Genomic DNA, 12,737 nt, shown 5'->3' on the forward strand with positions numbered 1-12,737 from the left:
GCAACAAGCGGAATGAGCATTGTCACAGAGCCTATTGATCATCACCACGGACCGGCGTTTTGCGCAGACCATACAACACCACATGGAGGCCACCTATCCTGGCCTCCAAGTGCTCTTGGCCAATAATCTGATGATGGCCTATAATCAGGCGGAAGCCGGGCAACCCACATTCGCCTTCGTCGAAGATGGGTTCACCAAACTGCCCGAATTCGAAATGATGCTGGCCCTGTTCTCTGCGCTGGATATCCGTTGGGTATCTGTGATGGACAGCCAGACATCGACGCCTGCGCGCAGCTCATCCCCCCTGCTCGATGTGGGTGCCGGGATCTTCGAACTCACAAAATCCGACAATCCGCATGATTTTGCCCGCTACTTCGACATGATGGTCAAGGCCCCGCGACGGGATCAGGCCTCTCCCATGCAAAAGGGCACTGCCGCTGCCGCAGGCCCCGGCAGCGACAAGATCATCCTAATCGGTTCATCCACCGGCGGTGTCGAAGCCCTGCGCAGCGTATTGGTCGGATTTCCGCTGAACTGTCCGCCAACATTGATTGTTCAGCACACCGGCAAGAATTTTGGGCGCGGGCTGGTCTCGCTTCTGGATCGCATCTGTCCGGCAAAGGTGCTGTCTGCGGATGACAATATGAACTTGTCGCCCGGCCATGTATATGTGGCCGCAGGGCAGCCCCGCCACATGGGGCTCACCCCTCGCAAACCCTATCGCACACGCTTCAAGGAAGGCCCGCCGATTTCGGGTCACATGCCGTCGGTTGATGCGCTTTTTATGTCCGCAGTCCCGATGGCAAAGAGCGTTGTTGCGACAATCTTAACCGGTATGGGCCAAGATGGGGCGCAAGGGCTGCTTGAACTGCGCAAAGCTGGGGCGAAAACCTTTGCTCAGGACGAAAAAAGCAGCGTCGTCTACGGGATGCCACGTGTCGCCTGGGAAATGGGCGCCGCGCAGCAACAGGTCTCGCTTGCGCGAATGGCCGGAACATTGATTCAGGCTTGCAAGACCTGACAGATAACTGGGAAGGAAATCACCTTGAGCGTATTTGCTAACTCCACCACGGTGACCGTCCTACAGGGCGAGTATCGCGTATCGACATCACCAACCGTGGTCTTCTCTACCGTGCTTGGGTCCTGTATCGCGGCATGTATCTACGATGACCAAGTGGGCGTCGGCGGCATGAACCATTTCCTGCTGGCCTCCTCGACGGCCAGCGATAGCGTCAATGCCCGCTATGGGATCCACGCGATGGAACTGCTGATCAACGGCATCATGAAAAAGGGCGCTCGCCGCGAAAACCTGAAGGCAAAGGTCTTTGGCGGCGCCAAGATGTCGGCCAACCTCTCCGATATCGGGGCCTCAAATGCGGATTTTGTCCAGCGCTTTCTGAGGGATGAGGGCATCGCTGTTGTCTCCTCCAGCGTCGGTGGAACCTCGGCACGACGGGTCCGCTTCCACGCTGTTTCGGGTGCTGCACAGCAGACACAGGTGAAGGATGATCGGCGTCTGGGCGAACAGGAACGGGTCGCGGCACGTCCGGCACCGGCTGCCAAGCCTGCGGCAGATGTTGGCGCAGTGACGCTGTTCTAAGGCAGAAAGGGACGGGCAACACGCCTGTGTCCCGTGTCCGCAATCGCCAGAAATTTCAGGAAGGGTCCGCTAGTTTCGGGCCCTTCTTTTTGGTCATGGGTTGAGGCTCTACCAACCCTCTTGCGCCTTGCAGCCTGCCCGGATGAGCCGCTATGATCCAATGTGTCATCCGACGACAGGATCTACCGTGCAACACAACCAGCAGTTCACCCTGCCCAAGGGTCTGGGATCGTGGATAATTCGGTGCGTTGCTTGCCTTGCCCTTGCCCTCACCTTCGTGCTGCCCCGGGCAGCATTGGCCGATCGGTTGACCATCTTTGGCGCAGCCAGTCTCAAAACCGCGTTGGAGCAGATATCGCAGGTCTATGAGGAGCAAACCGGCATCGCCGTTGATCTGTCCCTGGCCGGGTCCTCCCTTCTGGCCCGGCAGCTGCAATATGGTGCACCGGCGGATGTCTTCATTTCTGCCAACGCAGCCTGGATGGACTGGGCCCAGAGCCAAGACCTGATTGCTTCGGATACCCGGTTCGATCTGCTCGGCAACTCTCTGCTCCTGATTGCACCCGCCGCCGCACAACAAAAAAGTGACGCGCTGTCACTGAACGACGGGTCAGGGCTTCTGGAACAGGTCCAGGATCGCCCGCTGGCGATGGCGTTGGTTGATGCGGTGCCAGCAGGCATCTACGGCAAATCCGCGTTGCAGCACCTCGGGCTCTGGGATCAATTGCACCCACATATTGCCCAGACAGACAATGTTCGGGCAGCCCTGGCGCTTGTCCGCCGTGGAGCGGCCGGGCTTGGCATCGTCTACGGCTCCGACATTGTCGGAGTGAGCGACGTTAGCGTCGTTGACCGGTTCCCCGCAGACAGCCACGGGCCGATAGTCTACCCTGCCGCGGCAACCCACAATGGGCAGAAGGCCATGGATTTCCTCACCTTCTTAAGCAGCCCGATTGCGAAAGACATCTTTGTCGGGCAAGGTTTCACCGTTCTAGTGGAGTGATCCTTCGACATGCAGTGGCTTGGTCCAGAGGAATGGCAGGCGGTCGCCCTGTCCTTGAAAGTGTCGTTCTGGGCAACCCTGCTGTCGCTTCCTCTGGGGCTGATGGTGGCGCTGGCGCTGGCGCGCGGGCAGTTTCGGGGCAAGGCCCTGCTGAACGGGGTGGTCCATCTGCCCCTGATCCTACCACCGGTGGTGACCGGCTACATTCTGTTGATTGTGTTCAGTGGCCCCAGTCCGGTCGGCACGGCCTTGAATGCGGTCGGGATCACATTTGCCTTTCGCTGGACCGGCGCTGCGCTCGCCGCCGCGATCATGGGGTTCCCGCTGATGGTGCGCGCCATGCGCCTGTCGCTGGAGGCCGTAGATCCAAGATTGGAACAGGCCGCTGCAACGCTTGGCGCATCGCGGTTCTGGGTTTTCGTGACCATCACTCTGCCCCTGATCCTGCCCGGCGTGCTTGCGGGTGCTGTGCTTGCCTTTGCCAAGGCGATGGGCGAGTTTGGAGCAACGATCACCTTCGTCTCCAACATCCCCGGCCAGACGCGGACCATTCCTTCGGCGATCTACGCCTTCCTGCAGGTTCCTGGCGGTGAAAATGCCGCGCTGCGTCTGGTGATCGTCTCCGTTGTCATCGCCATGGCAGCTTTGCTGGCCTCCGAATGGCTGGCGCGACGGGTGGCAAAACGTGTGCGGGGCGCCACATGCTAGAGGTCAAGCTCACCCATCAACTGGGGCAACTTGCCGTTGATGTCGATTTTGCAGCGCCGGCCGGGGTGACCGTCCTGTTTGGCCGCTCAGGCGCCGGGAAGACCACCGTCACCAACGCGGTCGCAGGTCTTTTGAAACCGGCCACTGGCAAGATCCGCGTAAAGGGTCGCATTGTTCTGGACACCGGTGCCGACATCAACATCCCGCCTCATCGACGCCACATCGGTTATATCTTTCAGGATGCCCGGCTCTTCCCGCATATGACGGTGGCAAAAAACCTCTCTTACGGTCAACGGTTTATCGGCAAGAACCGTAAGGCAGCGCCATTTGACACCGTGGTCGACATGCTAGGGCTGGGCGGGCTGCTGAAACGCCACCCGACACATCTCTCCGGGGGCGAAAAACAGCGCGTGGCCATTGGCCGTGCATTGCTGGCCGCACCGGACATGATACTGGCGGATGAGCCTCTTGCCGCGTTGGACGAGGCGCGAAAGGCAGAGATCCTGCCCTATCTTGAGCGGCTGCGCGACGAATTCTCGGTGCCGATACTCTATGTGACTCATTCCGTTGCCGAGGTTGCCCGCCTGGCAACGACAGTGGTCGCCCTGCAGGATGGAAAATGCAGTCGCGTTGGTCCTGCCGATGTTGTCCTCGCTGATCCGGCCATCATGCCGACCGGCGTGCGCGGCGCGGGCGCTATCCTTCAGGCCGTCGTTGAGCAGCACCATCCAGATGGGCTGAGCGAACTGAATGCCGGTGGCATTGCGCTGTTCCTGCCGCAGGTGCCACATCCGCCGGGTCAAACCGTGCGTGTGCGAATATCGGCACACGAGGTGATCCTCTCGCGTGAGCGCCCCATCGGCCTGTCTGCGCTGAACATTCTTCCGGGCCGGATCACCGCCCTGCGCAGCGGCGGGGGACCGGGTATTATGATATCATTGCAGACGCCCGCCGGCGCCCTGTTGGCGCGGGTCACCCGACGATCTGCCGCTGCGCTGAACCTCGCGGTCGGGACACAGTGCCATGCTATCGTTAAATCCGTGTCCGTCGCACCCGAGGACGTGGGCGGTGCGCACAGGGGCAAACATATGCCGCATGAAATCTCACGGTAAACCGTGTGCGCTCTGCTGATTTCTCTCGGCAGAGGCCAGTCGCTGCGGTATGCCCGAAGGGTGACAGGCCATCAGCAAACGGTGTCCGACACCCGTCACGCCAAGGAGGGAGGCGCAAGTGCAGCACCAGACAATCGAGACGACGTCTCCCGAGGTTATAGGCCGTCGGTCATGACGCACGAGCCGGGTCGCAGCCTCTGGCAGGAAACCACCCGCGAGGGGCTCTCGGCCCCCGTTTTGACCGGCGAGGTTTCGGCCGATCTCGTTGTCATCGGCGGCGGCTACACCGGCTGCTCCGCCGCTTTGCGCGCGGCAGAGATGGGTGCTGATGTCTGCCTGCTGGAGGCCGATAGCTTTGGCGCAGGCGGATCCGGGCGAAATGTCGGGCTGGTCAACGCCGGTCTCTGGCTGCCGCCAGAAGAGATCAACGCCGCACTGGGAACTGTGGCTGGCGCGCGGCTTTCGGAGCTGCTGGCAGCAGCGCCCGCAGCTGTCTTTGATCTGATCAAGACCCATCAGATCGACTGTGAACCGGTCCATAATGGAACATTGCATTGCGCCCATGCGCCCTCTGGGTTGAAGGATCTTCACAATCGCCACCGGCAGCTGGCTGCGATTGGCGCTCCGGTCAGGTTGCTGTCGCGCAGCGAAGCAATTGCTCGGGTCGGCAGCGACGCGGTCCATGGCGCGTTGTTCGACCCCCGTGCCGGCACGATTCAACCGCTGGCCTATGCCATCGGATTGGCCCGCGCCGCGATGGCCCAGGGGGCCCGTCTGCACGCCCAGTCTCCGGTCGTGACTCTTGACCGTCACGCCACTGGCTGGCTCGTCGCGACGCCCGGTGGCACGGTGCGCGCCAGACATCTGATCATGGCGACCAATGCCTATCCGCAACCCATCGCTGGCTACGCAGCACCGGCGTCTATTCAGGTCAGCTATTTTCAGGCGGCAACAGCGCCGCTGCCCGATGATTTGGCCAACGAGATCCTACCGCAGGGCGAAGGCTGCTGGGACACGGGTTTGATCATGTCTTCCTGGCGCCGCGACCGTGCGGGGAGGCTGATCATCGGCGGCATGGGGGAACTCTCACACCCAGCCGGCCGTGTGCACAGCAACTGGTTGCGGCGCAAACTGGCGCGCATGTTCCCTGCTCTTGCAGACTACCCGCTCGAGACGCAATGGGCAGGCAAAATCGCCATGACAACGGAGCACATCCCCAAGATTATAGATCTTGGTCAAGGGTTTGCCTGTTTTGGATATTCGGGCCGGGGCATCGGTCCCGGCACGCTCTTTGGCAGACGCATGGCAGACGCGCTGATTGGTGAAGACCCATCCCAGCTGCCAGTCCCATTGAGCCACCATCACCGGTTGCCCTTCGCAGGTTTGCGTGGCGCCTATTACGAAACAGGGGCCACGCTGATCCATCTGTTGGCCGAACGCTCGGGCTCAAGATCGCCAGCTGCTGATCAATAGCAGCTGGCGATGGCCGCCCCGACAGATGTCAGAAGCTTCGGATAGAAATCCGGGCCAAGATCCAGCGTTACACCCAGTGGATCAACAACAGCTGTGCGCGCCTCCGTACCGTCCAGAACCGTCGCGACCAGGCCCGGGTTAAACTGCGGCTCTGACAGCACACATTGCACTTTCATCTCTTGGACCGTCGCGCGAATCTCCGCGATCCGCGCCGGGCTTGGATCAGAGGCATCGCTGAGCGAGATCGCACCGGCGGCCTGAACACCGAACCCGGTTTCAAAATACTGATAAGCATCGTGAAAAACCACAAACGGCTTGCCCGCAACCGGGGTCAGTTTGGCGGAGATTTCAGCGGTCGCCGCCGCAATTTCAGCCTGCCCCTCTGCGGCGTTCCGCAGGTATAGCGCTTCATTGTCGGGATCGGCGTCAGCCAGGGCCTCGGCGATGACCTGCAACCAGGCGCTGCCGTTCTCCGCCATCAACCAGGCATGCGGATCCAGGCTTCCCGGCTCGTGCCTGTGGCCGTGATCGTCGTGCCCCTCCTCATCGTGATGGGCATCATTGTGGTCATCCCCATGCCCCTCATGATGGTCATCGGAGTGTTCTTCTGCGTGCTCATCGTGATCACCGCGCCCGAACTGAACTGTGTCACGCACCGTCAGCTGCCGCGTTGTGTCAGCCTCAAGCAGGGAGATAACCGTGGCGTCAGAGGCCAGCGTCGCGATAGGCCCCTCCAACCATGGGGTCAGCCTCGGGCCAAGCCAGAACACCAGATTCGCCTGATCCAATGCCCGCGCTTCGGAGGGGCGCATCGCGTGGCTATGCGGCGAAGCGCCGGGCGGCACCACAAGCTCAGGGGCGCCAACCCCCTGCATCACCCGCGAGACGAGGCCATGGACTGGCGTGATATCAGCCGCGACCGTCGGAACCTCGGCGAGAGCTGTCGTCGCTGTGGTACAGACAGTTGCGGCAATTGCAAGATAGCGGAGATGTCCCATGATGGCCTCATGTAATTGTATAACATTACGGCGGTTGATAAACGTCATAACATAACATATCAACCCCGAAAGAGAGACCGCCCAACGGAGCCTCAGATGGACCCCATCGGATTTCATGCGCACGACCACAGCCATTGCATAAACGACGGTATCGCCGTTGCAGATGCCCATTGCCGTGCACATGGCCTGCAATTCACCCCGGTACGCCGCCGCGTGCTGGAAATCCTGCTCCAGGCCCATCGCGCCATGGGCGCCTATGATCTGCTCGACATCCTGCGCGACGAAGGGCTTGGATCACAGCCACCAATCGCCTATCGCGCCTTGGATTTTCTGGTGAAGAACGGCTTTGTGCACAAGATCGAACGACTCAACGCCTTTGTGGCCTGTAGCCATCCCGGCGACGATCACGCGCCGGTCTTCATGATCTGCCGCACCTGCAACGCGGTTGCCGAAGCCCCCTCGCAAACCACCAACGGTCGTCTGGGAACTGCCGCCCGCGAGGCAGGATTCCTGATCGAACGGACGGTGATGGAGGCCGAGGGCCTGTGCCCCAAATGCCAGCAGGACGACGCGCAATGACACTGGTCAATCTGGACGGCGTCACCGTACGCCACAATGCAAACCCCGTGCTGCACAACGTCGACTTTGCCATTAACCCCGGAGAGATTGTCACGATCGTTGGCCCCAATGGTTCCGGCAAATCGACCTTTTTGCGCACCATCATCGGCGCGCTGAGTCCCACCCGCGGCACCGTGTCAAAGGCACCGGGACTTCGGATCGGCTATGTGCCGCAAAAACTGCATATCGACCCGACGCTCCCGCTGACAGTGCGCCGCTTCCTGAGCCTGCCCAGCCCCGTGACCGACGCCGCAGCACGAACAGCGCTGGAGCAAGCGGGCGCCGGGCAGCTGATGAAACGCCAGATGACCGGTCTTTCGGGAGGTCAGTTCCAGCGAGTTCTGCTGGCGCGCGCCCTGCTGTGCGATCCACAGCTGTTGATCCTTGATGAGGCCACGCAGGGGCTGGACCAGCCCGGATCAGCCGCCTTCTACCAGCAGATTGAACAGCTGCGCCGCGATCTGGGCTGCGCCATTCTGATGGTCAGTCACGAATTACACGTGGTTATGGCCGCATCGGACCGGGTGATCTGCCTCAACGGTCATATCTGTTGCGAAGGCGCGCCTGCGCATGTCGCCTCCGCCCCGGAATACCGGGCGCTGTTCGGCACCGGCACACAGGGCGCTCTGGCGCTATACCGGCACGAACACAATCATTCCCATGATCACAGCTGCGGTCATGATCACGCGCATGACCCGCAACCTGCAACGCCCGATCTGGTGAGACAACAGTCATGACAATCTTCGACAGCTTTCTGATCCGCGCCGCTTTTGCAGGCGTAGGTGTTGCCCTTGCGGCGGCCCCTTTGGGCTGTTTCGTGGTCTGGCGACGGATGGCGTATTTTGGTGATGCCACGGCCCACGCGTCCATCCTCGGCATCGCAATTGCGCTCAGCTTCGACACGTCGATTTTTGTCGGCGTCCTTGCCATGGCACTGATCATGGCGACGGTTGTCTCAACCCTCAGCGGTCGGGGCTATGCCGTTGACACGCTGCTCGGGGTGCTCGCTCATTCATCGCTGGCATTTGGTCTTGTGGCCGTCTCTTTCCTGCATGGTGTACGGCTGGATCTGATGGCCTATCTCTTCGGCGATATCCTTGCGGTCAATGGTCAGGATCTCATGATCATCTGGGGCGGCGCGATCCTTGTTGTGGCCCTGTTGTGGTGGCGTTGGTCCGCCTTGCTGACCGCGACCTTGAACCCGGATCTGGCCTACGCCGCAGGCATTGATCCGCGCCGCGAACAACTGGTGCTGACCCTGGCGCTGGCGGTTGTGGTCGCCGTAGCGATCAAGGTTGTCGGAGTTCTGCTGATTGCAGCCATGCTGATCATCCCGGCCGCCACCGCGCGCCCGTTTGCCGCGACACCGGAACGCATGACGGTGATTGCAGCCATCACGGGCGCGATCTCGGCGTTGGGCGGATTGCAACTGGCGTTCATGTTCGACACGCCCACCGGGCCGACAATTGTCTGCCTCGCCGCGAGCCTGTTTGCCCTGTCGAGCCTCAAACAGCTCTTCAGCCGAGCCTGAGGCAACGCCGCAGCACCGGAAAGATGCGCCAGGAAACCCTCATCAGCAAACACCGCAGGCCGGATCAGCAATCGGTCGCCGTCAACCAGGGGGTTATTGCCTGATCGCGGCGGTTCTGTCGGCTGGCGCCCGGTGCCATCAGGTGGCGTCAGGTTCCGGTCTTCAGCAACGGGCCGCATTCCACCCATTTGCTTACCGCTCCAAGCAGGGCCTTCTTATTGATCGGTTTGCTCAGGAAGTCATCCATGCCTGCGGCAAGGCATTCCTCGCGGTGGGACTGCAGGGCATTTGCCGTCAACGCGACGACCGGACAGCGGCGCATCCCCTGCTCCCGTTCGAGCTGACGGATTTCAGCCGTCGCATCTATCCCGTCTTTGACCGGCATCATCATATCCATCAGCACGATATCCGGCTGGTGTTCCGCAAACATGGTCACCGCCTCCTCACCATTCGCGGCGATCAAGACCTCGATGGGAGCCGCCTTCAACATGCGTGATACGACGAGCTGGTTGGTTCGATTGTCCTCCGCCAGCAGCAGTTTCACCTGCGGTATGGCCTCCATATCATCCGCGACCGGTGGCTGAACCGTGTCCTGAGGCGCATCGGCGGGTATCTCGAGCACCCGACTCATAACCGACTGGAGCTGCGCCGCACGCAGTGGCTTCAGCGCAACTTCGCAGCGACCCAGATGTTCGCGTGCTGCCCGGTCCAGCGTATTTTCAACCGAGGACAGGATAACGATCGGCAGATCGCGATATTCCGGGATATCTCGGATCCGCTCTGCCAGCTCTTTCCCATCCATCCCCGGCATCTGGAAATCTTGCAGAATGACGTCGAAACGCACACCGTCGTGGCGTGCATCCAGCAGAATCTCCAGCGCCTGATGGGCCGATCCGGCTGCGATGCTTTTCACCCCCCAGGTCGCCAACCGCTCAGTCAGAATAATCCTGTTGAGTTCCAGATCATCAACAACCAGTGCCCGCAGCCCCTTGAAATCCCGCTCATCCTGAGCAGGCTTCGGCTGGTTGGGCCGGATCCGCAGTGGCAGCTCAATGGTGAACACCGAGCCCTTGCCCAGTTCCGACCGTACAGAGATCCGCCCGCCCATCAGCGCAAGCAAGCGCGTGGATATCGCAAGGCCCAGTCCGGTGCCCTCATAATTGCGGGTCGCGGCTCCGTCGGCCTGCTCAAAGGCATTGAAAATCAGGTCCAGCCGGTCCTCCGGTATGCCGGTGCCGGTATCGGTGACCGAAATGCGCAGATCCGTGTAGCCATACTCAGACTCGCCTGAGACCTCGATATAGACATAGCCGCTGCCGGTGAACTTCACCGCGTTACCCGCCACATTGGTCAGGATCTGGCGGATACGACCAACGTCGCCGTCGTAACATTCCGGCAGGTTCGGATCATAGCGAAGTGTCACCTCGACATTCTTCTCCGCGGCTTTGGGCGACAACAGTGTCACGACGTCCTCAATTGCGGTCTGCAAGTTAAAGGGCGCGCGGTCCAGCTCCATCTTGCCCGCCTCGATCTTCGAAAAATTCAGAATGTCGTTGATGATCGTCAGCAGCGCCGAGCCAGACTTGGCAATCGTCTCGGCATACATGGTCTGGTCTTCGTCCAGATCCGTCTCCAGGATCAGTTCCGCCATGCCGATGACGCCATTCATCGGAGTGCGGATTTCATGGGACATATTGGCCAGGAATTCGGATTTGGCCCGATTGGCGATATCAGCCGATTTCCGCGCCTCATCCAATGCGTACTCACGCTCGTCCCGCTCTTCAAAGGTATCCTCAAGCACACCGACAGAGAAATCCAAGGCCCGAAACTCGCGCGAGGCAAACCAGGGCAGCCGGGCCTGCCGGTTCGACAAGCCGGCGATCGCATCCGACATGCGCTGGTGAATGATCTGCAATGGGCGCAATGCCAGCACGCTCACCAGTATCAGCACCAGAATGGACAGCACTGCCACGGCCACCACGGTCCACATGATGGTCTGGCTGACCTTGTGCTGAACCATTGCCTGCCCCTCACGGGTAGACCAGTGAACAACCATATTGCCAAAATCGAACCCGTCGAGCGTGATCGGGCGGTCATACATCACAAAGTCATCCGGCCCCACCTGATCCGTACGGCCCGCCTCCGCGATCGGAGTACCCGCGCTATCCTGGATCTGGATCTTCAGGAGCTTGGGATTGCGGGTAATCGCCTCGGTCAATCCGGTTTCCAGCACCGGCACATCTTCGACGATGATCGATTCAAGCATCAGCCCGCTCAGCAACGAGATGGTCAGCTCAGCCTGCTCTTTCAATTGGTCCTGCAGGTTGCGGGTCTCGTAGCGACGCGCAACATCGCCGATCGCCACCGCCACCAGCAAGGCAGCCAGCGACAATGACAAGACGATCTGAAAGAGTATGCCCGTACGTTTCATGGGAGACCTCGGTGACGAAGCTAAAATGCCTGGCTCTGCTCCATCGCATCGCGGATCAGGTCGTAGTCGGAGTCGGCCCCCTGAAGAAAGCCGTTTTTGGACACTCGGCGCACGATCTCTTCATTTTCTGACGACAGCATGATCTCCCGCATGGCCAGCAGCACCTCCTCCGAGAGGGTCGAGGATGCAAGCCAGGGTTTTGTCACATTATCAAAGCTCGCCAAGATCCGAATCGGCACCCCTTTGGCGATCAGTTTCTTGTAGGTGCTCTCTTTCAGGGCACCTGCCGTGAATTTTCCGGCGCCAACCGCCTCCCCCACCAGATCGTGGCGGCCGAGGTACTCATAGGTATGCAGATCACCGCTGTCGATCCCGGCCTCAAGCAGCTGGCTTTGGGCGAGGTAGCGCCCGATCGTCGACAGCTCATCCCCGAAGGCAAAGCTGAGCCCCGCAAGATCCGACAGTTGAGTGATGGTGCTGTCGCGATGCACGACGATCACACCCTTAAAACGCTTGCGCCCCTTTTTGGATTCCATGGCAACGATCCTGATGTCGGGGTTCTGTTTCATCACATGCACATAAGAGGCCGGACCGAAACGCGCGAAATCCACCTCGCCATTGGCGAGCTGGTCGATACCCTCTTGATATTCCTTGGCAACTGTCATCCGAATGACAACTTTTTCGCCCAGCACCTCGCCCAGACGGTTCGACAGGAACGTCAGGAAGGGGCGGTATTTCTTAACCGTTACCGTCGGTTTATCCGCGGCATAGGTCCCAAACGTCAGGGTAATTTCGGCGCGTGCTGTCATCGGCGCCAGCAGCGCCATCAGACAGACACAGAATACCAACCACAGGCGGCCCATGCCGGCTGGCTTATTATGATGTTTCGAAGCGGTTTGCATCATCGTCTCCAGTCTGAATCCAGGCGCTGCCCGATCGGTGGTCTCGCGCATCTGTTTACCCTGAATAGTGAGAAAATTTGGTTAAGTGGCCCTGAAATAGTATAAATAATTTTACGGCTCGCCTCAGAGCGTGGCATGAATATTAACGTTTCAGTAACGATTTCAGCGCTCTTTTATAAAATTCATCATAAATTTGAAGATCGGGCAGAAGCCCGGCAGGACCTCCCGTGATCAAAAACCACATAATTTCCCGCAGACCCGTTCCCCGCCTATTGCTTGCGGCCGCCCTTTTTTCCGGCTTCGCCCCCGCTGCTGCCTGGGCCATTCCCTCACCGGAACTGGTGATCGGATCGGTATCATC

General features: G+C 60.2%; 12 protein-coding genes. 9 read left to right on the top strand and 3 right to left on the bottom strand.

The window, feature by feature from the left end:
- The first annotated feature begins 82 nt into the window (after nt 1-82).
- The 6 genes from VWY60_RS00735 (at nt 83) to VWY60_RS00760 (ending at nt 5,896) form a co-directional block, all read left to right on the top strand.
- Nucleotides 83-1,021 carry a CheB methylesterase domain-containing protein gene (locus tag VWY60_RS00735; protein ID WP_416539673.1) on the top strand — a complete coding sequence of 313 codons (939 nt, stop codon included), beginning with the start codon at nt 83-85 and terminating at the stop codon, nt 1,019-1,021.
- Between the two features lie 24 nt (nt 1,022-1,045).
- A complete protein-coding gene (locus VWY60_RS00740) occupies nt 1,046-1,600 on the top strand; it encodes a chemotaxis protein CheD (protein ID WP_340547720.1) in 555 nt (184 codons plus the stop codon).
- 187 nt (nt 1,601-1,787) lie between these two features.
- The gene (gene modA / locus VWY60_RS00745; RefSeq protein ID WP_416539630.1) at nt 1,788-2,603 is read left to right on the top strand and encodes a molybdate ABC transporter substrate-binding protein; all 816 of its coding nucleotides are present in this window, start codon (nt 1,788-1,790) and stop codon (nt 2,601-2,603) included.
- A 9-nt stretch (nt 2,604-2,612) separates the two neighbouring features.
- The gene (gene modB, locus VWY60_RS00750) at nt 2,613-3,311 is read left to right on the top strand and encodes a molybdate ABC transporter permease subunit (protein WP_416539631.1); all 699 of its coding nucleotides are present in this window, start codon (nt 2,613-2,615) and stop codon (nt 3,309-3,311) included.
- On the top strand, nt 3,305-4,423 hold the full coding sequence (gene modC / locus VWY60_RS00755; RefSeq protein WP_416539632.1) for a molybdenum ABC transporter ATP-binding protein: 1,119 nt from the start codon (nt 3,305-3,307) through the stop codon (nt 4,421-4,423). The genes modB and modC overlap by 7 nt, the downstream gene beginning before the upstream one ends.
- Nucleotides 4,424-4,594: 171 nt before the next feature.
- Nucleotides 4,595-5,896 (top strand): NAD(P)/FAD-dependent oxidoreductase, encoded by a 1,302-nt coding sequence (locus VWY60_RS00760; protein ID WP_416539633.1) that lies wholly within the window; start codon nt 4,595-4,597, stop codon nt 5,894-5,896.
- Here the strand turns inward: VWY60_RS00760 and VWY60_RS00765 are convergent.
- The gene (locus VWY60_RS00765; RefSeq protein ID WP_416539634.1) at nt 5,890-6,894 is read right to left on the bottom strand and encodes a zinc ABC transporter substrate-binding protein; all 1,005 of its coding nucleotides are present in this window, start codon (nt 6,892-6,894) and stop codon (nt 5,890-5,892) included. The genes VWY60_RS00760 and VWY60_RS00765 overlap by 7 nt on opposite strands.
- Nucleotides 6,895-6,990: 96 nt before the next feature.
- Here VWY60_RS00765 and VWY60_RS00770 point away from each other — a divergent pair, with 96 nt between their 5' ends.
- The 3 genes from VWY60_RS00770 to VWY60_RS00780 are packed head-to-tail and all read left to right on the top strand — an operon-like array spanning nt 6,991 to nt 9,043.
- Entirely contained in the window at nt 6,991-7,473 is a 483-nt protein-coding gene (locus tag VWY60_RS00770; RefSeq protein WP_340547726.1) for a Fur family transcriptional regulator, read from the top strand.
- A complete protein-coding gene (locus tag VWY60_RS00775; RefSeq protein ID WP_340547727.1) occupies nt 7,470-8,249 on the top strand; it encodes a metal ABC transporter ATP-binding protein in 780 nt (259 codons plus the stop codon). The genes VWY60_RS00770 and VWY60_RS00775 overlap by 4 nt, the downstream gene beginning before the upstream one ends.
- Nucleotides 8,246-9,043, top strand: a complete 798-nt coding sequence (locus VWY60_RS00780) for a metal ABC transporter permease (protein ID WP_340547728.1) — start codon at nt 8,246-8,248, stop codon at nt 9,041-9,043. The genes VWY60_RS00775 and VWY60_RS00780 overlap by 4 nt, the downstream gene beginning before the upstream one ends.
- A 148-nt stretch (nt 9,044-9,191) precedes the next feature.
- Here VWY60_RS00780 and VWY60_RS00785 read toward each other — a convergent pair whose 3' ends face one another.
- Nucleotides 9,192-11,474, bottom strand: coding sequence for a response regulator (locus tag VWY60_RS00785; RefSeq protein WP_416539635.1), 2,283 nt, complete (start codon nt 11,472-11,474; stop codon nt 9,192-9,194).
- Between the two features lie 20 nt (nt 11,475-11,494).
- Nucleotides 11,495-12,376 (bottom strand): PhnD/SsuA/transferrin family substrate-binding protein, encoded by an 882-nt coding sequence (locus tag VWY60_RS00790; protein WP_416539636.1) that lies wholly within the window; start codon nt 12,374-12,376, stop codon nt 11,495-11,497.
- Nucleotides 12,377-12,737 lie beyond the last annotated feature (361 nt).

The organism is Phaeobacter sp. JH20_26 (assembly GCF_048056275.1).
Classification (GTDB): Bacteria; Pseudomonadota; Alphaproteobacteria; order Rhodobacterales; family Rhodobacteraceae; genus Phaeobacter; species Phaeobacter bryozoorum.